Genomic DNA, 22,539 nt, shown 5'->3' with positions numbered 1-22,539 from the left:
TGCGTGAACTTTGCACAGGTCGGCACCTGTGCAAGCGCTCTCTTCGGCTTCATAATGGGATTCGTAAGCAACAAGCGAGGTGAGCAAATGAATAGCGATTGTCCGTATGTCAACGGGCCGGGATCGGAATACGAGGTACGGATTGCCAATTACGAAGAGTTTGCGGGTGAGTTCACATGAGTTATTTATTCGACCATCCGGATAAGGTGATGCCGTTTTTCTGGGAGCATGTGCGCTTGACGTTCACTTCCTTGTTGATCGCCCTGTGCATCGCTTTGCCACTCGGATTCGTGATCGCCAAATACCGGAAGCTGCAAGCGCCGGTAACGAGCGTTCTCGGCATCATATACACGATTCCCAGCATGGCTCTGTACGCCGCGCTCATTCCCTATACAGGCCTCGGCAAAACGACCGCGATGATCGGACTGGTAGCCTACGCCCAGATGATTCTCGTTCGCAACGTAGTCGCCGCGATCCAAGGCATCGATCCGATGATGATCGAGGCGGCGAAGGGGATGGGAATGAGCAAACGGCAAATCGTCTTCCGAATCGAAGTGCCGCTGGCCGTGCCTGTCGTGCTCGCCGGCATCCGGGTCGCGACGGTGTCGATTATCTCGATCGGAACGGTCGCGGCATGGATTGGAGCGGGGGGGTTAGGCCGGTTGATCTACCAAGGACTGAATCACGATCATACCGGGAAAATCGTTGCCGGGACGGTCACCATCGCGCTCTTGGCGATCGGGGCCGACCTGCTGTTCCGGATCGTCGAAAAAATCTTCAGTCCGAGAACGGCTTAACGGAGGTGTGATCCATGAAAGTCATCGATCAGATTCGCGAGTATTTCGAAGGAAACTCCCCCGTATTCTTCGCAAACTTGAAAACGCACGTATGGTTAAGCTCCTTCTCGATGATCCTGGCGATGCTTGTCTGCATTCCGCTCGGCATCTGGATCTCGAGAAGGCTGAAAATCGCGAACTACATCATCAACGCGATCAACATTTTCCGGGTCATCCCGAGCTTGGCCGTTCTTGCGCTGGCCATGCCGCTGCTCGGCGTCGGGTTCGCCCCGGCGGCCGCGGCGCTCACGCTTCTCGCGGGGCCGCCCATTCTCATCAACACCTACATCGCCTTTAGGGAAATCAACCCCGCGGTGAAGGAAGCCGCCTACGGGATGGGAATGACGCCGATGCAGACGATCTGGAAGGTCGAGCTTCCTCTGGCCTTGCCGGTCATGTTGGCCGGTATCCGAACCGCTTCGGTCGAGATTATCGCAAGCGCCACGCTTGCGGTGCTGATCGGCGGAGGGGGACTCGGCAGCTACATCATTAACGGAGTAAGCATGATGTCCAAGAGCTACTTGCTGATCGGAGCCGTTCCCGTCGCCATGCTGGCGATTCTGAGCGAGATCGCGTTCAGCCTGTTGCAACGCAAAACAAACTATTCGCACTGAGAAAAGGGAGAGATTGTAGATGAAAAAACGTTCTTGGTTATCCTTGCTGGTTGTTGTCGCGTTGGCGACGACGCTGGCCGCATGCGGAAAAGACAAAACAAGCAAATCGGATCTCACGATCACGGTCGGCTCGAAGGACAACACGGAAAACAACCTGATCGGCGAAATGTATGCGCTTATTCTCGAAGACATGGGCATCAAAGTGAAACGCCAGCTTAGCCTCGGCGGCACGGCGCCGACGTTCGAAGCGCTCAAAAAAGGCGATCTCGACCTCTATCCGGAATACACGGGTACCGGGCTCGGCGTTATGCTGGAGCAGAAGGAACCGGAGAAGGATTCGGCCAAAGCGTTGGAGAAAGTTCGCGAAGGCTTCAAAAAGTGGAACCTGGAATGGCTGAACCCGGCTTCGGAGAACGCGACGTACGGCTTCGCGATGAAAAAGGAAACGGCCGAGAAATACGGCATTCTAACGTATTCCGATCTCGCCGCGCACAGCCAAGATCTCGTTTTGTCCTACCCGCAGGAATTCGATGTCCGCGAAGACGGAATCCCGGGCTTGCAAAAAGTATTCGCGGATAAAGGCGGCTTCAAGTTCAAGAAGCAATTCCAAATCGATTACAGTCTGCGCTACAAGCCGCTCGAGAACAACGAATCGGACGTGACGGTTTCCGTCGGAACCGACGGTCAAATCGCGGGCATGGGCTTGCAATTGCTGAAGGACGACGTAGGTTTCTTCCCGGTCTATAACGTAGCTCCGCTTATCCGCAAAGAGAAGCTGGACGCCGAGCCTAAAATCAAAGACAGGTTGGACGCGCTTGCTCCCCTGCTGACCGATGCCGCTGTTCAGACGATGAACTGGAAAGTCGACGGTCCGGATAAAAAAGAAATCGAAGACGTGGCGAAACAATTCCTCGTCGACAATAAACTCATCAAGGAATAGCCAATCGGAGTATCGAAGTCAAAGACCAGAACCCGTTGTTAATTTACGGCCATTGGACCGGGGCTCAATCGAGCCTTCGGTCCGCTCTTTTCAATAACGATACGAATTTAACTTCCGATTAGAGGGGGAACCGGAGATGGGCATCGTCTTCAAAAACGTGGTGAAGCAATATTCGAATACCGCTGCCCCGGCGGTCGACAATATTTCACTGGAAATCAATTCGGGCGAATTCATTGTTTTCCTGGGCCCGTCGGGGTGCGGCAAGACGACCCTGCTTAAGATGGTGAATAGGCTCTACGATACGACGTCGGGAACGATCGAGGTCGACGGCGTCGACATTCGCAAGGTCCAGACCGAGCAGTTACGTCGGGGGATCGGATACGTCATCCAGCAGAACGGTTTGTTTCCTCATATGACGATCGAATCGAATATCGCTGTCGTGCCGCGGCTGCTGAAGTGGCCGGAAGAGAAAATCGACAAACGGACCGACGAACTGCTGGAGATGGTGCATCTCGATCCGAGAACGTACCGGAAGCGTCGTCCGAACCAGTTGTCAGGCGGCCAGCAACAGCGCGTCGGAATCGCCCGCGCCATGGCGGCGGATCCGAACGTACTGCTCATGGATGAACCGTTCGGAGCGATCGACGCGATTACGCGGTCAAGCCTTCAAGATGAGCTTCACCGTTTACAGAGGCTGCTTAAGAAAACGATCCTGTTCGTTACGCACGACGTGGACGAAGCGCTGCGTTTGGCGGATCGGATCATCGTCATGCAAGCGGGCAAAGTCGTCCAGTTCGCGACGCCTTACGATATCGTCACGAATCCTGCCAACGACTTTATCCGGAAACTCGTCGGAGAACGGGACGTCTACCGCAAGATGGGTTTCTTGAAGGTAGAGGACATCTACTCGGCCGATTCCCTGGACGAGGTTGCCGCAACCGCCGACGGCGTAACTTTAACGGACGATTTGAAGCTGGTATTCAACCGGATGGTCGAAGAACAACATAAGGCTTTTGCGGTCGTGGATTCGAATAACAAGCGGATCGGTACCGTAACGATGGATCGCATTCTGACGAAATTGGCGCAATAAGGAGCGATTAGCGTGATGCGGTTCGAAGAAGACGCATTCGGCAAGGTCGAACTGCCGGAGGGAGCCCTCTATGGCATTCAGACGTTAAGAAGCGTCGAGAACATGAGTTTCTCCGGTCGCAAGCTGAATGCTTACCCGGAATATATTTCTTCGCTGGCCGATGTGAAGAAGGCAGCCGCGAGAGCGAACGAACGGGCGGGAATCCTTCCGCGTTCGGTTTCCCAGGCGATCGAGCAGGCTTGCGAGGAAGTCGAGCAAGGTTGCCATAACGAACATTTTATCGTCGATCCTTACCACGGCGGAGGATGCATCGGCAGCAATATGAACATGAACGAAGTGGTCGCGAACTTGGCGAACGAATTGCTCGGAGGCGAATGGGGCGAATACAACCCCGTGCATCCGAACGATCACGTGAACGCGTCACAATCGACTTCGGATGCTTGCCATACGGCGCTTAGAATCTCGATTGTCCGAGTAAGCGCCGCGCTGGAAGCGGAGCTCGAGCTGTTGGCTAACGCATTGGAATCGAAGAGCCGCGCGTTCGCGGGAGTTCGTACGATTACGAGGACGTGCCTTCAGGACGGCATGCAGGATTCGCTGGGGACGTTGTTCGCCGGTTACGAGCATGGCATTCGCCGAAGATTGCGGGGACTAAGCCAAGCGACGCTCGCGCTCACGGCCGTGAACCTGGGCGGCACCGTCATCGGATCGGGCGTCGGGGCCGCGCCCGCTTATCGCGAGCAAATTATCGGCGCCCTGAACGAAGTAACCGGTTTATCTTTGATTCATCGGGAAAATTTGTACGACGCTTCCATGAACATGGACGACGTGGCGGCCGTCTCCTCGGAGTTGCAATTGCTGTCGGGCTTGTTGATCAAGCTCGCCAAAGATTTCCGTCTGCTATCCTCTGGACCCGAAGCGGGATTCGGGGAGTTGAAGCTTCCGGCCGTACAGGCGGGATCCTCTTTCTTCCCCGGCAAGATCAACCCCGTCGTTCCGGAGACGCTGATCCAATGCTGCTTCCAGGTAATCGGGCTGGATCGCTCCGTGCAGGCTTCGCTTGAGCACGGGGAACTAAACTTGAACGTCTGGGAAGGCTTGGCCGGTTTTAACGTGCTGGATTCGCTCAACATGCTACGGCGAGCCGTCTCTTTATTTACGGATAAATGCGTGAAGGGCACGGAGGCGAACGAAGAAAGATGCGAGAAGCTATCGCGCTGCTTTATTCCCGTCGTCGTCGAACTGAAAGAGAAATACGGCTATTCGCAAGTGAGCCGCTGGCTGAAGAACGAGTCGAAAGACGAGATACGCAAGAGATACGAAAGCGAGGCGGATTAAGATGACGATCAAAGCGCACCGGTTGGAATGGGCTGCGGAATGGTTGAAGGAAACGAAATCCTTGTATATCGGCGGTAGTTGGGTGCCCGGATCCTCCGGCCGGACGTTGGAAACGATCAATCCCGCGAACGGCAAAGTGCTCGGCGCTTTCGCCGGAGCTGCCGAAGCGGACGTCGACGCGGCCGTCCGGGCCGCGCGCGCCGCTTTCGAAGCCGGGGAATGGAAAGACATGTCCCGCAAAGAGCGGGCGCGCCGCATGCACCGGATAGCGGCGCTGATCCGCGAGCACCAAGATGAACTCGCGACGTTGGAGTCGCTCGACAACGGCAAGCTCTACAGGGAAGCCTACCTGGACGACGTAGAGGAAGCCGCCGACCTGTTCGACTATTACGCGGGCTGGACGGATAAGTACTACGGAGAAGTGAACCCGGTCGAAGGCAACTTCACGAGTTGGACGACGCGCGATCCTGTCGGCGTCTGCGGCCAAATCGTACCGTGGAACTTCCCGATCGACATGGCGGTATGGAAGCTGGCGCCAGCGCTGGCTATGGGTAATACGGTCGTGTTGAAGCCGTCCAGCGTTACTTCGCTGTCCGCGATCCGGCTGTTCGAGATCATCCACGATTCCGGCATCCTGCCGAACGGCGTCATCAACCTGATCTTGGGCGAAGGGCGTATCGGTTCCTTCATTACGACGCACATGGACGTCGATAAAGTTTCATTCACGGGAAGCACGCAAGTCGGGAAGAAGCTCGTCCATGATTCCGCCAATTCCAACCTCAAGACGGTAACGTTGGAGCTCGGAGGCAAATCTCCGAACATTATTTTCGCGGACGCGCCGAACTTGGAAGCGGCCATCGAACGCTCCTTCTACGGTTTGTTCACGCACAAAGGGGAGAAGTGCAGCGCGCCGACGCGGCTGTTCGCGCAACGTCCCGTCTACGATCAAGTAGTGGCGGGTATCGCCAAGTTCGCGGAAGCGTACAAGTGCGGCGATCCGTTCGATCCTTCGAGCCATCAAGGGCCGCAAGTGTCTCAGGCGCACATGGAGAGCATTCTCCGTTACATTGAAATCGGCAAAGAGCAGGGCGCGCGTATCGTTGCCGGCGGTTACCGGGATACGGACGGGGACAACGCCAAAGGATTTTACGTTCGTCCGACGATTTTCGCCGACGTAACGAACGACATGACGATCGCCCAAGAGGAAATTTTCGGACCGGTGCTTTGCATTATTCCGTTCGACACGGAAGAAGAAGCGGTACGGGGAGCTAACGATTCCATATACGGATTGGCTGCCGGATTGTGGACGAACGACGTGGCGCGTGCTCATCGGGTAGCTAAGCAGCTTCAAGCGGGCCAAGTGTTCGTGAACCGCTACGGTTGCTACGACTTCGCGAGCCCTTTCGGCGGCTTTAAGCAATCCGGGTGGGGCAAAGAATATGCCATCCACAGCCTAGCGTCCTATACCAAAATGAAAGCAATCTGGATTGCGCACTAAACGACCGAGGGGGAACGGCACATGGATATGTTGGCAGCGGTCATGAAAGGCATCAAACAGCCGCTATCGATCGAAAAGGTGGAGCTCGCGGAGCCGAAGGCGGGCGAGGTGCTAGTGAAAATCATGGCGACGGGCGTCTGCCATAGCGATTTGAACGCCGTGGAAGACGAAACGACGCCGATTCCGACGATTCTGGGGCATGAAGGAGCCGGCGTCGTCGTCGAAGTCGGGCTTAACGTGCGAACGGTGAAGCCCGGCGATAAAGTGGCGCTTAGCTGGGTGCCGTTCTGCGGTACGTGCGAGTTTTGCCAGACGGGTCAAGTGAATTTGTGCGAGTCCGCTTTCGGCCCGATGTTCGCGGGGACGCTGCTCGACGGGACGTCACGGCTTAGCCAAGACGGACGGCAGTTGTACCATAATTCTTTGCTGAGCACGTTCGCGGAATATACGGTCGTGCCGGAGATGAGCTGCGTCAAAATGCCGGACGAAATGCCGATGGCCCAAGCCTCCCTCATCGGCTGCGGCGTTGCGACGGGATACGGCGCGGCGGTACGCGCGGCGCAAGTGAAGCCAGGCTCCACGGTCGCCGTATTCGGCATCGGAGGCGTCGGCGTGAACGCGATCCAAGGCGCGAGAATCGCGGGCGCGGCCCGCATTATCGCTTGCGATCTGAAAGCCCAGAACCTGGAGATCGCCCGGAAGTTCGGCGCGACGGACGTCGTGAACGTCGGCGAAGTCGACGCGGCGGAAGCATTGAAGGAATTAACCGGCGGTTTCGGCGTCCATTACGCCATCGATTGCTCGGGGAACACGATGGCGGCTCAATCCGCTTGGAAAGGAACGCGCAAAGGAGGCACGACGGTCGTCGTCGGAGCTTTTAATCCGAAGAAGGAACTGGCGCTTCCGGCCGGCGGATTCCACCGCGTAGGCAAAATACTCAAAGGCAGCTTCTACGGCGATGTTCATCCGTTCCGAGATTTTCCGATCATCGCGCAATCGTATTTGGACGGCAAGTTCCAGCTCGACGAGCTGATCTTGGACCGGATTTCCCTGCGCGACATCAACCAAGCGTTCGATGCGTTCCACGATCCATGCTGCGTCAACGTCGGGCGGACGGTCGTCGAGTTCGGGAACTGATCGCGCAGCTAATCTTGACAAGGGGCGTTGATGGCCGTTCATCAACGCCCTTCGACATTCGACAGGCGGTGCGAAATTGACAGTCATTTTATCCATTATCGCGTTGCAGATCACTTATGTCAGCATGTTGTCCGTCCGATTTATCCTCATGGTCAAGGGCGTCCGATATATCGCTTCGATGATGAGCGCCATCGAAATCGGGATCTATGTCGTCGGCTTTAAGCTCGTTCTCGACAATCTCGACAAGCCGCTCAATTTGTTCGCCTATTGTTTGAGCTACGGTGTCGGCGTGTTGATTGGCGTTAAGCTCGAAGAAAGGCTTGCCATCGGGTATATTACCGTTCAGGTGACGACCGACGAACAACACGAAGAGCTTTCCGCGGTGCTGCGGAGCAAAGGCTACGGCGTCACGAGCTGGAGCGGGGAAGGCAAGGAAGGTCGCAGGTGGGTGCATAACGTCGTTCTTGCGCGCAAAAGGCAACAACAGCTATATAGCGACGTTCTGGCGGAAGATCCGAACGCGTTTATCGTCAGCTACGAGCCGAAAGGGTTTCACGGCGGGTTTCTCGCGCGTCGGTTATAACAGGGGGGATATAGAGTGACGGGTATGCGGCATCAGGAATTAGGGGGCAAAAGTATCATCATTCGCCTTGAAATCGGCGGAGACCGGATGAACTTCGGATTGGTCGCCAATATGGTGTCCAATCTTGGCGGCGACATCATTGCGATAGATACGATCCATATCGGCAACGGAATAAGCATTCGCGATATGACGGTGAACGTCGTGGACGCGACGGCGATTCGTTCGATTACGGAAGCGATCGAGAAGATTCCCGGCATACGCGTGGTCAATACGTCCGACCGCACGTTTCTGCTTCACTTGGGCGGTAAAATCGAAGTAACGCCGAAGGTGACGATCCAGAACCGGGACGACTTGTCCAGGGTGTATACGCCGGACGTCGCGCGGGTATGCGAGGCGATTCGCGAGGATCCGGACAAGGCGTTCTCGCTGACGATCAAGCGGAACACGGTCGCGGTTATTTCCGACGGTTCGGCCGTGCTAGGTCTCGGTAATATCGGCTCCAGGGCGGCAATGCCGGTTATGGAAGGCAAAGCGATGCTGTTCAAACAGTTCGCGGGCGTGGATGCGTTCCCGATCTGCCTCGACACGACGGATACGGAAGAGATTATCCGGACGATCAAACTGATCGCTCCCGCGTTCGGGGGCATCAACTTGGAGGACATCTCTTCGCCGCGGTGCTTCGAGATCGAGGAGCGGCTGCGCGCGGAGCTCGACATTCCCGTCTTCCACGACGATCAGCACGGAACGGCCGTCGTCGCTTACGCCGGCTTGATCAACGCGCTCAAGATCGCGGGCAAAGCGATAACCGACGTCACCGTCGTCGTATGCGGCATCGGCGCGGCCGGCGTGGCGATTACGAACATATTGCTGTCGGCGGGAGTCAAGGAAGTGATCGGAGTAGACCGGGAAGGCATTCTGGTCGAGGGGGAAACCTACTCCAATCCCGTGAAGACGAAGTACGCGTCGTATACGAATCCTCTTAAACGATCCGGCACGTTAAGAGACGCCCTTCAAGGGGCGGACGTGTTTATCGGAGTATCCGGAGGCAAGCTTTTGAACCGGCAAGACGTGCTCGGCATGGCGCCGAATCCGATCGTATTCGCGATGGCGAATCCGGAGCCGGAAATCTTGCCCGCCGATATCGACGACATCGCCGCCGTCGTGGCGACGGGACGCTCGGACTATCCGAACCAGATCAACAACGTGCTTTGCTTCCCGGGCATCTTTCGGGCGGCGCTCGATTGCAGGGCTCTAGCGATTACGGAAGAAATGAAGCTAGCCGCTTCCGAGGCGATCGCTTCCGTCATTACGGAAGACAAGCTCGGCAAGTACGACATCGTGCCGAGCGTCTTCGACCAGTCCGTCGTGGAACGGCTGCGCGACCGCGTCATCCGGGCGGCGATCGCCGGCGGCGTTGCGAGAAGAATACCGAAGGAATACCGGTAAGGAAAGCATGTCAGCGAAAACTTCCGTTCCGTCACATGACGGAGCGGTTTTTTTGTCGGGCGACTTCTCTACCGATTTCGAACCGTTAAGGTCGCTAATGCCGGACCATGAAGACGTCCATGAGAAACACTGCGCTCAATAATGTGTCAAAATCCGAACATTATTATTTGTATGTCATGTAAGCGTTCGTCTTTGATTGACAAAATTAGGGGTCTGAGGTACACTGGGAAGCGTTCATAAAAGCAATTTAACTCGTAATCGTTAGATAATCGTAAACGCGTATAAGTCGGGAATCGGCCCGAACGTCTCTACCCGGAAACCCTAATTTCCGGACTACGCGGCAATCGCAAGCGACCACAATATCGAAGCGCGGACCTTAACCGGTTCGGGCTTTCTCTTGTCGGCGCATAGCGTTGCTTATGCGTAGCGGAGAAGTTGAAGGTCGATTGGGGAATACTAACCGTATTCCCATCGACCTTTTTTTGTTTCCTGAGACGGAATGGGAAGCCAAGATCGCAGTGGGGGAAGGGTGTAATCATGTCTTTACGTGTCGGCGTCATCATGGGAAGCACGTCGGATTGGGAAACGATGAAGAAGGCGTGCGAGGTGCTGGAGGAATTGGGCATCGAGTATGAGAAAAAGGTCGTTTCAGCGCATCGTACGCCGGATTTAATGTTCGAATACGCCGAATCCGCCGTCTCGCGAGGCTTAAAGGTCATTATCGCCGGAGCGGGAGGTGCCGCGCACCTGCCGGGCATGGTTGCGGCCAAAACCGTATTGCCCGTTATCGGGGTACCCGTTCAATCGAAAGCGTTGAACGGGTTAGACTCGTTGCTGTCGATCGTGCAGATGCCGGGAGGCATTCCCGTCGCCACGGTGGCGATCGGCACGGCCGGCGCGACGAATGCGGGGCTTCTGGCCGCGCAGATGATCGGAGCCTTCGATCCCGAAGTGCAGGGCAGGCTGTCCGCACGTCGCGAACGGATTACGCAAGACGTGCTGGATAACGGAGAGTTGCCATTATGAGCGGCGGGGAACAAGTCGGGAACAAGCTGATCAGCTTGTTCGACGGAGAAGGCGCGGTATGCGACGATTTCGGATGCGAGGTTCCTGCGGCGCCGGCGACCGGCAAGCGTAAGATCGTGCCGGGCTCGACGATCGGAGTTCTTGGCGGCGGGCAGTTGGGACGCATGCTGGCTCACGCGGGCAATCGGTTAGGTTACCGGTTCGTCACGCTAGACCCGACGCCGGATTCGCCGTGCGGCCAGACGGCCGAGCAGATCGTCGCCGATTATGCGGACGCCGAGGCGGCCCGGGAACTCGCACATCGGTCCGACGTCATTACGTACGAATTCGAGAACGTGGACGCGGACGTGGCGGCGATGCTGGAGTCGGAGTCCTACGTACCGCAAGGGAGTGCCCTGCTCTATACGACGCAGCATCGGCTCCGCGAGAAGCAAGCCATCGAAGCCGCCGGAGCGCGCGTGGCTCCGTATGCGGAGATCGTGAGCTTGGCAAGCTTGCGCGAATCCGCCGAGTTGCTTGGTTTGCCCGCGGTTTTGAAAACCGCCACGGGCGGATACGACGGCAAAGGCCAGTGGGTATTGCGTTCGGCGGACGAGTTGGAGCCTGCGTGGAACGAAGCGAGCCGTAGCGGGACCCAATTGGTATTGGAGAAATTCATCGTTTTCGACAAAGAAATATCCGTGATCGCGGCGAGAAGTCCTTCGGGAGAAGTAAGAACGTTCCCGCCCGCGGAAAATATCCACGTTCATAATATTTTGCACTTATCAATCGTTCCGGCGCGAATCGGAGACGGCGTGCGAGCAGAGGCGGAGAAGCTGGCCGTGTCCATCGCGGAGACGCTCGGCGTCGTGGGACTGATCGCGGTCGAACTGTTCTTGACTGCCGACGGGCAACTGTACGTCAACGAACTGGCTCCGAGGCCGCACAATTCGGGTCACTATACGATGGAGGCTTGCCGCACTTCGCAGTTCGAGCAGCACATCCGGGCCATCTGCGATTTGCCTCTCGGCGATCCGTCGCTGCTGACGCCCGTCGTCATGGCGAACATTCTCGGAGAGCATATGGAACCGCTGCTCGCATGGATGGCGGAGCATGATCCGGTCGCAGCTAAGCTAGGCATTGAAGTAAAGGTTCATTTGTACGGCAAAGCGGAAGCGAAACTCAAGCGTAAAATGGGACACCTAAACGTGCTCGCCCCGAACGTGGACGCGGCATTGGAATGGATCGCCCAATCGAATATTTGGAGGGTTTAATCAACTATGTTAGAACGTTATAGCCGCCCCGAGATGCGGGCGATCTGGACCGAAGAGAACAAATTCAAAGCCTGGCTGGAAGTAGAGCTTTGCGCCTGCGAAGCATGGGCAGAGTTAGGGCACATTCCGCACGAGGACACGGTGGAGCTTCGCAAGAACGCGAAGTTCGACATCGACCGCATTAACGAGATCGAATTGGAAACCCGTCATGACGTGATCGCTTTCACGCGTGCGGTATCCGAAAGCCTCGGAGCCGAACGCAAATGGGTACATTACGGGCTGACTTCCACGGATGTCGTGGACACGGCGATGGGGTACTTGTTGCTGCAAGCGAACGCGATCTTGAAAAAGGATATCGAGAACTTCATCGCCATCCTGCGCGATCAAGCGATTAAATATAAAGACACGCCGATGATGGGACGTACGCACGGCGTTCATGCGGAGCCTACCACTTTCGGATTGAAGTTGGCTCTGTGGCACGAGGAAATGAAACGTAACCTCGAGCGGTTCGAGCGCGCGGCGGACGGCGTCCAATTCGGCAAAATGTCCGGAGCCGTCGGCACTTACGCGAACATCGATCCAGCGGTCGAGCTGTTCGTCTGCAATAAGCTCGGTATTACGGCGGCGCCGATCTCCACGCAGACGCTGCAACGCGACCGTCATGCGGAATACATGGCGACGCTGGCGCTGATCGCGACGTCGATCGACAAGTTCGCGACCGAAATCCGCGGCTTGCAGAAGAGCGAATTCCGCGAAGTCGAAGAGCCGTTCGGCAAGGGTCAGAAGGGTTCGTCGGCGATGCCGCACAAACGCAACCCGATCGGTTGCGAGAACATGAGCGGCTTGTCCCGCGTTATTCGCGGCCACATGCTGACGGCGTACGAGAACGTGCCGCTGTGGCATGAGCGCGATATTTCGCATTCCTCGGCCGAGCGGATCATTTTGCCGGATGCGACGATGCTCCTCAATTACATGCTGAACCGGTTCGGCAACATCGTGAAAAACTTGACGGTGTTCCCGGAGAACATGAAGCGCAACATGGGCCGGACGTTTAACGTTCCGTTCTCCGGACGCGTCATGACGAAGCTGATCGACAAGGGCTTCAGCCGCGAGCAAGCCTACGATACGGTTCAACCTCGCGCCATGCAGGCGTGGGAAGAACAGCGCGATTTCCGCGATATCGTGCGCTCGACGCCCGAGATCACGGACGTTCTGTCCGCCGAAGAGATCGAGGATTCCTTTAATCCGACTTGGCATTTGAAGCACGTGGATACGATTTTCGACCGGTTGGGCTTGAAATAATGATGGCAATTCGCCGCTAGGAGGCAGACATGACTACCCAAGCTTTGGCTACGGCCGAAGGGCTGATTAACGCCCCCTTGATTCATAAAGGCAAAGTCCGGGAGCTCTACGATCTCGGCGAACATCTGCTTATCGTCGTAACGGACCGGATCTCCGCGTTCGACTACGTGCTGGATCCTCCGGTTCCGGGCAAGGGCAGCGTGCTGAACGGTTTGAGCGCGTACTGGTTCGAGCAGACGGCGGACATTCAGCCGAATCACGTCGTTCACACGGACGTTGCCCTGCTTGGCGATATCGTGTCCGAGCCGGACAAGCTGGCCGGCCGCATCATGGTAAGCCGCAAAGCGAAACGGATCGACATCGAATGCGTCGTGCGCGGCTACATTACGGGCGGCGGATGGCGGCAATATCAAGCTGGCGGCGAAGTGAACGGCATCAAGCTTCCAGCAGATTTGCATAAGAACTCGAAGCTCGAGCAGCCGATTTTCACGCCGGCGGGCAAGAACGACGTCGGTCACGACGAGGACATCCCGTTCGAGGAGATGGCTCGGCGCGTCGGCGAGGAATTGGCTTCGGCGTTGCGCGATCGCAGCCTGAAGCTGTACGAGTTCGGTCGCGAATATTGCTCCGAGCGCGGCATCATCCTTGCGGATTGCAAGTTCGAATTCGGTTTGATCGACGGCGAAATCATACTTATCGATGAATTGTTTACCCCGGATTCCTCGCGTTTCTGGGCGAAAGAGAATTACAAGCTGGACGTAGAGATCGACAGCATGGACAAGGAACCGGTTCGCGCCTACTTGTCCAACTCGGATTGGGACAAGAACAGCCCGCCTCCTCCGCTGCCGACGGCCGTGGTGGAAGCAACGACCGACCGGTATCGCGACATCGCCCGCAGGCTAATGGAGCGCTCGGGCTCGGGTAACTCATAGAAGGAATGCCCTCTAATGAGCCGAAAGCTTTGACCGCAACATGTTCGTCTAAACGATCCAACGTCTCAACATTCATCCATTAACAATTTCATTTTCATAAATCGCATCACACACCCATATCAGGAGGAACTCCCCCATGAAAGCAAAGGTATACGTGACGATTAAGCAGAACGTGCTCGACCCTCAAGGGAACGCGGTGCAAGGAGCGCTGCATACGCTTGGATTCAACGAAGTCGGCAAGGTGAGAATCGGCAAATACCTCGAGATCGATCTCGATACGAACGACCGCGCGCAAGCGGAAGAGAAACTCAAAACGATGTGCGAGAAGCTTCTGGCGAACACGGTCGTCGAAGACTATCGTTTCGAATTGGAGGGCTGAGGCGCTCATGAAATTCGCTGTCATCGTTTTTCCGGGCTCCAACTGCGATATCGACTGCTACAAAGCGGTAGAAGATACGGTAGGGGAATCCGTAGATTACGTGTTCCACACGGCTACCGACCTATCCGCGTATGACGCGATTCTCGTGCCGGGCGGTTTCTCTTATGGAGATTACCTGCGTTGCGGCGCGATCGCGCAATTCGCTCCCGTCATGGCGGAAGTTCAGAAAGCGGCGGAAGCCGGCAAGTTCGTCCTCGGAATCTGCAACGGGTTCCAGATTCTGACAGAGGCCGGATTGCTGCCTGGGGCGCTCATCCGCAACAACTCGCTCAAATTCCGTTGCCACCAAGTCGGCCTCGTCGTCGAGAACGCGACTACCGGCTTCACTAACGCTTACTCGCAAGGCGAAGTCATCCAAATTCCGATCGCGCACGGCGAAGGCAGCTACTTCGTCGAGGACGAGCAGTTGGCTGCTCTGAAAGCGAACAATCAAATCGTTTTCCGCTATGCGGGCGACAACCCGAACGGCTCCGTCGACGACATCGCCGGCGTCTGCAACGAAGCGGGCAACGTCGTAGGCATGATGCCGCATCCGGAACGCGCGGTTAAGGAAATTCTCGGCTCCGCGGACGGCGCTAAGATGTTCACGTCCGTACTAAACGCTTGGAGGGAACGTAATGGCGCAGCAAGTATCCGCTAAGGAACCAACCGTAGAACAAATCGCGGAACAGAAAATATATAAGCAATTCGGCGTATCGGACAAAGAGTACGACCTCATCTGCGGCTTCATGGGACGCCAACCGAACTATACCGAGATCGGCGTGTTCAGCGTAATGTGGTCCGAGCACTGCGCGTACAAAAACTCGAAGCCTCTACTGAAACGTTTCCCGATCACGGGACCTAAAGTTCTGATGGGACCAGGCGAAGGCGCGGGCATCGTCGACATCGGCGACAACCAAGCGGTCGTGTTCAAGATCGAATCCCACAATCATCCGTCCGCGGTCGAGCCATACCAAGGCGCAGCGACGGGAGTCGGCGGCATTATTCGCGATATTTTCTCGATGGGCGCTCGTCCGGTAGCTTTGTTGAACTCTTTGCGTTTCGGCCGTCTCGAAAGCGATCGGGCTCGTTACTTGTTCGAGCACGTGGTCAGCGGAATCGCGGGTTACGGGAACTGCATCGGAATTCCGACGGTTGCCGGGGAAATCATGTTCGACGAAGCGTACGAAGGCAATCCGCTCGTTAACGCGATGTGCGTCGGCTTGATCGATCACGACAAAATCCAACGCGGCGTCGCCAAAGGCATCGGAAACCCGGTGTTTTACGTGGGACCTGCGACGGGACGGGACGGCATTCACGGCGCGACTTTCGCGTCCGAGGATCTGTCCGCGGAATCCGAAGCGAAACGTTCGGCTGTACAAGTCGGCGATCCGTTCATGGAGAAGCTAGTCATGGAAGCAACGCTCGAGCTGATCGACTCCGGTATCGTGCTCGGGATTCAAGATATGGGCGCGGCTGGCCTTACTTGCTCCAGCGCGGAGATGGCGAGCAAAGCCGGCAACGGCATGGAATTGTATCTGGACGAAGTCCCGCAACGCGAAGAAGGCATGACGGCGTACGAAATGATGTTGTCCGAGTCGCAAGAGCGGATGCTGTTCGTCTGCGAGCCTCAGCACGAGGAGCAAGCGAAAGGGATTTTCGCCCGTTGGGGATTGCATTGCGCCAAAGTCGGCAAAGTGTCCGACGACGGCATGCTGAAGTTGTTCCACAAAGGCGAGTTGGTCGGAGATATGCCAGTTAAAGCGCTTGTCGACGATTGCCCGATCTACGAGAAGCCTTCGCAGATTCCGGAATACTACCTGAAAAACGGCTCCATCGATACAAACGGCTACGAGCAAGTGCTCGACTTAAACGACGCGCTGACCAAGGTGCTCGGTTCTCCGTCGCTCGCGAGCAAAGAGTGGGTTTATAACCAATACGATTACATGGTTCGCACGGAAACGGCGGTTCGTCCGGGTTCGGATGCGGCAGTCGTCACGATTCGCGGAACTCGCAAAGGTCTTGCGATGACGACGGATTGTAACGGAAGGTATGTGTATTTGGATCCGGAAGTCGGCGGTCGCATCGCGGTAGCCGAGGCGGGACGCAACATCGTTTGCTCCGGTGCGGAGCCGCTGGCGATTACGGATAACTTGAACTTCGGTAGCCCGGAGAAGCCGGAAATTTTCTGGCAGATGGAAAAAGCAGTCGACGGCATGGCGGAAGCTTGCCGCGCGTTCGAGACGCCGGTTATCGGCGGTAATGTATCGCTATACAACGAGAACACGAAAGGCGCGATCTACCCGACGCCGGTCGTCGGCATGGTAGGTCTCGTTCACGATACGGATCACATCACGACGCAAGAATTCAAAGAAGCCGGAGACGTTATCTTCCTATTAGGAGAGACGAAAGCGGAAATCGGCGGAAGCGAGTTCCAATACGCGGTTCACGGCGTAACGGAAGGACGTCCTCCGGAGCTTGATCTGGCCGTAGAAAAGCGTCTGCACGGAGCGGTGCTTAGCGCGATCCAGCAAGGCCTTGTCGCTTCGGCCCACGACTTGTCCGAAGGCGGACTGGCCGCGGCGATCGCGGAAGCGGGCTTCGGTCGCGGACTTGGCGCCGAGGTTACGTTCGAGACGAACCTTCGTCCGGACCTCGCCTTGTTCAGCGAATCGCAGTCTCGCATCCTGCTTTCGGCGAAGCCCGAGCTTGCCGATAAACTGGCCGTTGCGATTACGCTAGCTGGAGTACCTCTGCAGCGTCTCGGCACGGTTGGCGGAGATCGCCTGAAAATCAACATCGGCGGGCACGATGCGATCGACGCTTCTGTCGAACAGCTTCGCAAAGCCTGGAAAGAAGCCATTCCTAGCCGGATGAACGGAAAGAGCGCATGACACCAAGTGTTGCGAATGGGGGGACAGCCGTGACGCGGCTCTGGACCGGGGATTATTACAACGAGGGCAACAGCAGCAACGACTCTATTTTCGACAAAGTGAAGGAAGAGTGCGGCGTGTTCGGAGTGTTCGGTCATTCCGACGCGGCCAACCTGAGCTACTACGGTTTGCATGCGTTGCAGCATCGCGGTGAAGAAAGCTGCGGCATCTGCACGTCCGACGACGGTACGTTCCACTATCATCGCGGAATGGGTCTCGTTAAAGAAGTGTTCGACCGCGACCGCCTGGAATCTTTGCCGGGCGATCAGGCCATCGGCCACGTGCGCTATTCGACGGCTGGCGCAAGCCGCTTGGCGAACGCGCAGCCGCTCGTGTTCAAGTACCGCGGGGGCGATCTCGCGGTGTGCACGAACGGGAACTTAGTCAATGAGCCGGGAATCCGCAAGGAGCTCGAGGATTCGGGCTCGATTTTCCAGACGACGAGCGATACCGAGGTTATCGCGCATCTGATCGCGCGTTCGCCGAAAAACCTCGTCGACGCGGTGAAGGACGCGTTCTCTCGTTTGATCGGGGGCTACGCGTTCCTGATCCAGACGCAAGGCACGCTCATAGCGGCTTGTGATCCGCACGGTCTTCGTCCTCTCGTGATGGGACGTCTTGGCGAGGGGTATATTTTCGCTTCGGAGTCTTGCGCTTTGGAGACGATTGGGGCGGTATACGAGCGCGACGTTCAGCCTGGCGAATTGCTAGTGTTGGACAAGGATGGACTGCGCGAGGAGCGGTTCGCTCAGATGCAGCGTCGTGCCGTATGCGCGATGGAGTACATCTACTTCGCTCGTCCGGACAGCGACATCTACGGCGTCAACCTTCACACTTCGCGGAAGCGGATGGGTCAGACGCTTGCTCAGGAGTCTTTCGTCGACGCGGACATCGTGACCGGCGTGCCGGATTCCTCGATCTCCGCCGCTATCGGATATGCGGAGCAGACGGGCATCCCTTACGAGCTTGGTTTGATCAAAAACAAATATACCGGCCGGACGTTCATCCAGCCTTCTCAAGAGCTACGCGAGAAGGGCGTCAAGATGAAGCTCTCCGCCGTTCGTAAAGTCGTCGAAGGCAAACGCGTCGTCATGATCGACGACTCGATCGTGCGCGGCACGACTTCGCTCCGGATCGTGAACATGCTTCGCGAGGCGGGCGCATTAGAAGTGCATGTGCGCATCACGTCGCCTCCGTTCATGAATCCTTGCTATTACGGCATCGATACGCCGGATCCGCGAGATTTGATCGCGTCCAGCAAGACTGTCGAAGAAATTCGCAAGGCGATCAACGCGGATTCGCTTTATTTCTTAAGCGAGCGCGGCTTGATCGATTCGGTCGGCGGCCACGAAGACGAATACAATCGCGGGCTGTGTCTGGCTTGCTTCAATAATGACTACCCGACGCCGGTCGAGTTCGAGGACGCGAAGCTGACTTCCTGCAGCTGCGACTGAGCGCCATTAAAGTAGAAGGTTTCGCCGATACTCTTTTCCATCGGACACCTACACCTAAACCTATATCTGCTTTGGTTTTTTCGCTGCCTGCAAAAAGTACAGTAGAAGTCGAAGATATTGCTCCTTAGGGTGAACAACCTGTAAAAAGTACAGTTGAAATCGGGCTTGATGGGCTAAATGGCCATATTGGCTCAAATCAACTGTACAAAATGCAGGTAAATCAAGCGAAATCGGCGGATCCGGGCAAATGAACTGTACATAATGCAGGTTGGTCCGTCCAGGCGGGCTCGGTGAGGTAGGCTACGGCTGTCGAGAGTTACGAGTTGTGGGTAATGGGTTGTGGCTTTGGTCGAAACGGCGAAAAATCGGTGCGAGATAGCAGTCGGTTGAATGTGGCAATTAAGGTACCAAATAAGATGAACTGGGAGTGAAACCATTGTCCGAAGCGTACAAAGAAGCCGGAGTCGATATCGCGGCAGGTAACGAAGCGGTCGAACGGATGAAAAAACACGTCAAAACGACGATGCGCCCCGAAGTATTGACGGGTCTCGGAGGTTTCGGCGGACTGTTCGGCTTGAATAAAGACAAATACGAGGAGCCCGTGCTCGTTAGCGGAACGGACGGAGTCGGCACGAAGCTGAAGCTGGCTTTCGCGATGGACAAACACGATACGATCGGAATCGACGCGGTCGCGATGTGCGTGAACGACGTGATCGTTACGGGCGCCGAGCCGTTGTTCTTCTTGGATTACCTCGCTTGCGATAAAATCATTCCCGAGAAAATTGAAGCGATCGTCAAAGGCGTATCGGAAGGCTGCGTTCAAGCCGGTTGCGCGCTTATCGGCGGCGAAACGGCCGAGATGCCGGGCATGTACAGCGAAGGCGAGTACGACATCGCGGGTTTCACGGTCGGCATCGTCGATCGTAAAAAAGCGATCGACGGTTCGACGATCCAAGCGGGCGACGCGGTTATCGGACTCGGTTCGAGCGGCATTCACTCCAACGGCTTCTCGCTAGTACGCAAATTGCTATTGGAACAAAAGGGTTACTCCCTAACGGACAAACCTGCCGAGTTGGAAGGTAAGACACTCGGAGACGTGCTGATCGAGCCGACTCGCATCTACGTGAAGCAAATCCTGAGATTGTTGGACAAAGTCCAAGTCAAAGGAATGGCGCACATTACGGGCGGCGGGTTTATCGAGAACATTCCGCGCGTATTGCCGGATAACGTTAACGTGGACATTAACCGCGGCTCTTGGCCGGTTCTGCCGATCTTCGGCTTGATGCAGCAAGCGGGCGGAATTACGGATCGCGACATGTACACGACGTTTAATATGGGCGTGGGCATGGTGCTCGTCGTTTCCGCGGATCAAGCGGAGCAGGCGTTGGCGCTGGCGAAGGAGCAAGGCGAGCAAGCTTACCGCATCGGCACGGTTACGGAAGGCTCCAGAATCGTGACCTTCGAAGGCGTTGAGCTTCCATGATCGCAAGCAACGGGGGCGGCGGTTCGACGGATGTTCGCGCCGGCGCTCCGCTTAAAATAGCGGTATTCGCTTCCGGCAGCGGAAGCAATTTTCAAGCTTTGGCCGAGCGTATACGGGATGGCAGCATTCATGCTACGATCGAACTCGTAGTATGCGATAAGCCGTCGGCTTACGTGTTGGAACGTGCTAAGCAATTCGAGGTGGAGCAGTACGTTTTCTCCCCGAAGCAATATCCTTCGCGGGAGGCTTACGAGGCCGAGATCGTCGCCGAGTTGGAGCGGAGAGGCATCGATCTCGTCGTGATGGCGGGATACATGCGCCTTGTCACGAGCGTGCTCGTAGAACCTTTCTACGGTCGGATGATCAATGTTCACCCGGCGCTTCTTCCCGCTTTTCCGGGGATGGATGGGGTTGGACAAGCATTGGCGTACGGGGCTAAGATCACCGGGGCGACCGTGCACTTCGTGGACGGCGGCACCGACACTGGTCCGATTATCGCGCAGCAAGCGGTGGAGATCGAACGGGAAGATACGCAGGAATCGCTCGGAGCGCGAATTCAGCGAGTGGAGTACGAATTGTTGCCTAAGGTCGTAGGCTGGATCGCCGATGGCCGGGTATCCCTGGATGGACGCAAAGTAACGATAAACAATTGAACGGAGGATTCATTCGTGGCGATCAGAAGAGCGCTCGTTAGCGTCTCGGACAAAACCGGAATCGTGGAATTGTGCCGTGAGCTCGCGCAGCAAGGCGTGCAAGTAATATCGACAGGCGGAACAAAATCGTTGTTGGAAAAAGAAAACGTACCGGTTATCGGCATTTCCGAGGTGACGGGTTTCCCGGAAATTCTGGATGGACGCGTTAAAACGCTGCATCCCGCGGTTCACAGCGGATTGCTGGCGATTCGCGACGACGAAGAGCACATCAAGAGCATGCAAGAGCTGAACCTCGACTACATCGATCTCGTCGTCGTTAATCTGTATCCTTTTAAAGAAACGATTTCGAAAACGGACGTTTCCTACGAAGACGCGATCGAGAACATCGACATCGGCGGTCCGACCATGCTTCGTTCCGCGGCGAAAAACCATGCATTCGTGACGGTCGTCGTCGACGCGGGCGATTACGCGCAAGTGTTGGAAGAAATCCGCGCGGGCGGCGATACGACGTTGGATACCCGCAAACGTCTCGCGGCCAAAGTGTTCCGCCATACTTCGTCTTACGACGCGCTCATCTCCGATTACTTCGCCAAGCAATTGAACGATCCGTTGCCGGAGAGCCTGACGGTTACTTACGAGAAAGTTCAAGAGCTTCGTTACGGCGAGAATCCTCATCAGAAAGCGGCTTTCTACCGCAAGCCGTTATCTTCCGCCGGCAACATCACTTCCGCCGAGCAATTGCATGGCAAAGAACTTAGCTACAACAATATTAGCGATGCCAACGCCGCGCTCGCGATCGTCAAGGAATTCGACGAGCCGGCCGTCGTCGCGGTTAAGCATATGAATCCTTGCGGCGTAGGCATCGGTTCGACGATCGACGAGGCTTACGTGAAAGCGTACGAATCCGATCCGACTTCGATTTTCGGCGGCATCGTCGCGGCGAACCGGACGATCGGCGCGGATACGGCGGCTCGCCTGGCCGAGATTTTCCTTGAAATCATTATCGCTCCGGACTTTACGCCGGAAGCGCTCGAAATTTTGCAACGCAAGAAGAACATCCGCTTGCTTCGCATCGGGAACTTGCCGTCGGCTGCCGAGCGCAGCTCCGAATGGCTCGTTACGAGCGTCGAGGGCGGCATGCTCGTTCAAGAGAGCGACGTACACAGCCTGAGCGATGGGGATATCCAGGTCGTTACCGAGCGCGCTCCCACGGAAGATGAGCTCAAGCAATTGTTGTTCGCTTGGAAGGTCGTCAAGCACGTGAAGTCTAATGCGATTCTGCTGGCTAGCGACAGCATGACGGTCGGCGTGGGCGCGGGTCAGATGAACCGCGTGGGCGCTGCCCGTATCGCGATCGAACAAGCGGGCGAAAAAGCCAAAGGCTCCGTCCTCGCATCCGACGCGTTCTTCCCGATGGGCGATACGGTCGAGCTTGCCGCTAAAGCAGGCATCACCGCGATCATACAGCCGGGCGGCTCCGTCAAGGACGCAGAGTCGATCGCCGCTGCCAACGCGAACGGCATCGCAATGATCGTGACGGGCGTCCGTCACTTCAAGCACTAATATTTGCAGAGGAAATAGCGTTACGCGGTAACGCTATTTT

At 56.5% G+C, this 22,539-nt stretch carries 20 protein-coding genes and 1 riboswitch; all 20 genes read left to right on the top strand.

All coding sequences use genetic code 11. The annotated features are described in order from the left end of the window. Positions 1–176 precede the first annotated feature (176 nt). The 20 genes from D7Z26_RS20460 (at position 177) to purH (ending at position 22,499) form a co-directional block, all read left to right on the top strand. Positions 177–797, top strand: coding sequence for an ABC transporter permease (locus D7Z26_RS20460; RefSeq protein ID WP_120978892.1), 621 nt, complete (start codon positions 177–179; stop codon positions 795–797). A 14-nt stretch (positions 798–811) separates the two neighbouring features. After that, entirely contained in the window at positions 812–1,450 is a 639-nt protein-coding gene (locus D7Z26_RS20455) for an ABC transporter permease (protein ID WP_120978891.1), read from the top strand. A 19-nt stretch (positions 1,451–1,469) separates the two neighbouring features. Next, on the top strand, positions 1,470–2,390 hold the full coding sequence (locus D7Z26_RS20450) for an ABC transporter substrate-binding protein (RefSeq protein WP_120978890.1): 921 nt from the start codon (positions 1,470–1,472) through the stop codon (positions 2,388–2,390). A 136-nt stretch (positions 2,391–2,526) separates the two neighbouring features. After that, entirely contained in the window at positions 2,527–3,480 is a 954-nt protein-coding gene (locus D7Z26_RS20445) for an ABC transporter ATP-binding protein (RefSeq protein WP_120978889.1), read from the top strand. A 15-nt stretch (positions 3,481–3,495) separates the two neighbouring features. Next, entirely contained in the window at positions 3,496–4,818 is a 1,323-nt protein-coding gene (locus D7Z26_RS20440) for a lyase family protein (RefSeq protein ID WP_120978888.1), read from the top strand. Position 4,819: 1 nt separating this feature from the next. Further along, positions 4,820–6,316 carry an aldehyde dehydrogenase family protein gene (locus D7Z26_RS20435; protein ID WP_120978887.1) on the top strand — a complete coding sequence of 499 codons (1,497 nt, stop codon included), beginning with the start codon at positions 4,820–4,822 and terminating at the stop codon, positions 6,314–6,316. A gap of 21 nt (positions 6,317–6,337) precedes the next feature. Beyond that, positions 6,338–7,453 (top strand): Zn-dependent alcohol dehydrogenase, encoded by a 1,116-nt coding sequence (locus tag D7Z26_RS20430; protein WP_120978886.1) that lies wholly within the window; start codon positions 6,338–6,340, stop codon positions 7,451–7,453. A gap of 76 nt (positions 7,454–7,529) precedes the next feature. After that, positions 7,530–8,036, top strand: a complete 507-nt coding sequence (locus D7Z26_RS20425; protein ID WP_120978885.1) for a DUF2179 domain-containing protein — start codon at positions 7,530–7,532, stop codon at positions 8,034–8,036. A gap of 24 nt (positions 8,037–8,060) precedes the next feature. Beyond that, entirely contained in the window at positions 8,061–9,482 is a 1,422-nt protein-coding gene (locus D7Z26_RS20420; RefSeq protein WP_120979114.1) for an NAD-dependent malic enzyme, read from the top strand. Positions 9,483–9,739: 257 nt separating this feature from the next. Beyond that, a riboswitch (purine riboswitch) is annotated at positions 9,740–9,838 on the top strand. Positions 9,839–10,019: 181 nt separating this feature from the next. Next, the gene (gene purE, locus D7Z26_RS20415; protein ID WP_120978884.1) at positions 10,020–10,508 is read left to right on the top strand and encodes a 5-(carboxyamino)imidazole ribonucleotide mutase; all 489 of its coding nucleotides are present in this window, start codon (positions 10,020–10,022) and stop codon (positions 10,506–10,508) included. Next, a complete protein-coding gene (gene purK, locus D7Z26_RS20410) occupies positions 10,505–11,761 on the top strand; it encodes a 5-(carboxyamino)imidazole ribonucleotide synthase (protein ID WP_120978883.1) in 1,257 nt (418 codons plus the stop codon). The genes purE and purK overlap by 4 nt, the downstream gene beginning before the upstream one ends. A gap of 6 nt (positions 11,762–11,767) precedes the next feature. Then, positions 11,768–13,063, top strand: coding sequence for an adenylosuccinate lyase (gene purB, locus D7Z26_RS20405; RefSeq protein ID WP_120978882.1), 1,296 nt, complete (start codon positions 11,768–11,770; stop codon positions 13,061–13,063). Between the two features lie 29 nt (positions 13,064–13,092). Further along, entirely contained in the window at positions 13,093–13,995 is a 903-nt protein-coding gene (locus tag D7Z26_RS20400) for a phosphoribosylaminoimidazolesuccinocarboxamide synthase (protein ID WP_120978881.1), read from the top strand. A 136-nt stretch (positions 13,996–14,131) separates the two neighbouring features. Further along, entirely contained in the window at positions 14,132–14,374 is a 243-nt protein-coding gene (gene purS / locus D7Z26_RS20395) for a phosphoribosylformylglycinamidine synthase subunit PurS (RefSeq protein WP_120978880.1), read from the top strand. Between the two features lie 7 nt (positions 14,375–14,381). Beyond that, entirely contained in the window at positions 14,382–15,074 is a 693-nt protein-coding gene (gene purQ / locus D7Z26_RS20390) for a phosphoribosylformylglycinamidine synthase subunit PurQ (protein ID WP_120978879.1), read from the top strand. Then, entirely contained in the window at positions 15,052–17,307 is a 2,256-nt protein-coding gene (gene purL, locus D7Z26_RS20385) for a phosphoribosylformylglycinamidine synthase subunit PurL (protein ID WP_120978878.1), read from the top strand. Before purQ ends, purL begins: the two co-directional genes overlap by 23 nt. Then, positions 17,304–18,800, top strand: coding sequence for an amidophosphoribosyltransferase (gene purF, locus D7Z26_RS20380; RefSeq protein ID WP_120978877.1), 1,497 nt, complete (start codon positions 17,304–17,306; stop codon positions 18,798–18,800). The genes purL and purF overlap by 4 nt, the downstream gene beginning before the upstream one ends. 436 nt (positions 18,801–19,236) lie before the next feature. Next, on the top strand, positions 19,237–20,283 hold the full coding sequence (gene purM / locus D7Z26_RS20375; protein WP_120978876.1) for a phosphoribosylformylglycinamidine cyclo-ligase: 1,047 nt from the start codon (positions 19,237–19,239) through the stop codon (positions 20,281–20,283). Then, the gene (gene purN / locus D7Z26_RS20370; RefSeq protein ID WP_120978875.1) at positions 20,280–20,936 is read left to right on the top strand and encodes a phosphoribosylglycinamide formyltransferase; all 657 of its coding nucleotides are present in this window, start codon (positions 20,280–20,282) and stop codon (positions 20,934–20,936) included. Before purM ends, purN begins: the two co-directional genes overlap by 4 nt. A 15-nt stretch (positions 20,937–20,951) precedes the next feature. Further along, positions 20,952–22,499: a bifunctional phosphoribosylaminoimidazolecarboxamide formyltransferase/IMP cyclohydrolase gene (gene purH, locus D7Z26_RS20365; RefSeq protein ID WP_120978874.1), complete on the top strand. Its 1,548-nt coding sequence runs from the start codon at positions 20,952–20,954 to the stop codon at positions 22,497–22,499. Positions 22,500–22,539: the final 40 nt, after the last annotated feature.

The organism is Cohnella endophytica (genome assembly GCF_003628305.1).
GTDB classification, from domain to species: Bacteria; Bacillota; Bacilli; order Paenibacillales; family Paenibacillaceae; genus Cohnella; species Cohnella endophytica.
Note: the sequence above shows the minus strand (reverse complement) of the source record. Positions and strands in the feature narration are given on the sequence as shown.

What these genes read in the sequence shown, in the direction of transcription:
- D7Z26_RS20430 (WP_120978886.1), top strand. Translation starts at nt 6,338, where the DNA reads ATGGATATGTTGGCAGCGGTCATGAAAGGCATCAAACAGCCGCTATCG.
- purF (WP_120978877.1), top strand. Translation starts at nt 17,304, where the DNA reads ATGACACCAAGTGTTGCGAATGGGGGGACAGCCGTGACGCGGCTCTGG.
- purK (WP_120978883.1), top strand. Translation starts at nt 10,505, where the DNA reads ATGAGCGGCGGGGAACAAGTCGGGAACAAGCTGATCAGCTTGTTCGAC.
- purS (WP_120978880.1), top strand. Translation starts at nt 14,132, where the DNA reads ATGAAAGCAAAGGTATACGTGACGATTAAGCAGAACGTGCTCGACCCT.
- D7Z26_RS20455 (WP_120978891.1), top strand. Translation starts at nt 812, where the DNA reads ATGAAAGTCATCGATCAGATTCGCGAGTATTTCGAAGGAAACTCCCCC.
- D7Z26_RS20450 (WP_120978890.1), top strand. Translation starts at nt 1,470, where the DNA reads ATGAAAAAACGTTCTTGGTTATCCTTGCTGGTTGTTGTCGCGTTGGCG.
- D7Z26_RS20445 (WP_120978889.1), top strand. Translation starts at nt 2,527, where the DNA reads ATGGGCATCGTCTTCAAAAACGTGGTGAAGCAATATTCGAATACCGCT.
- purN (WP_120978875.1), top strand. Translation starts at nt 20,280, where the DNA reads ATGATCGCAAGCAACGGGGGCGGCGGTTCGACGGATGTTCGCGCCGGC.
- purQ (WP_120978879.1), top strand. Translation starts at nt 14,382, where the DNA reads ATGAAATTCGCTGTCATCGTTTTTCCGGGCTCCAACTGCGATATCGAC.
- purB (WP_120978882.1), top strand. Translation starts at nt 11,768, where the DNA reads ATGTTAGAACGTTATAGCCGCCCCGAGATGCGGGCGATCTGGACCGAA.
- D7Z26_RS20400 (WP_120978881.1), top strand. Translation starts at nt 13,093, where the DNA reads ATGACTACCCAAGCTTTGGCTACGGCCGAAGGGCTGATTAACGCCCCC.
- purE (WP_120978884.1), top strand. Translation starts at nt 10,020, where the DNA reads ATGTCTTTACGTGTCGGCGTCATCATGGGAAGCACGTCGGATTGGGAA.
- D7Z26_RS20420 (WP_120979114.1), top strand. Translation starts at nt 8,061, where the DNA reads ATGCGGCATCAGGAATTAGGGGGCAAAAGTATCATCATTCGCCTTGAA.
- D7Z26_RS20435 (WP_120978887.1), top strand. Translation starts at nt 4,820, where the DNA reads ATGACGATCAAAGCGCACCGGTTGGAATGGGCTGCGGAATGGTTGAAG.
- D7Z26_RS20440 (WP_120978888.1), top strand. Translation starts at nt 3,496, where the DNA reads ATGCGGTTCGAAGAAGACGCATTCGGCAAGGTCGAACTGCCGGAGGGA.
- D7Z26_RS20460 (WP_120978892.1), top strand. Translation starts at nt 177, where the DNA reads ATGAGTTATTTATTCGACCATCCGGATAAGGTGATGCCGTTTTTCTGG.
- purL (WP_120978878.1), top strand. Translation starts at nt 15,052, where the DNA reads ATGGCGCAGCAAGTATCCGCTAAGGAACCAACCGTAGAACAAATCGCG.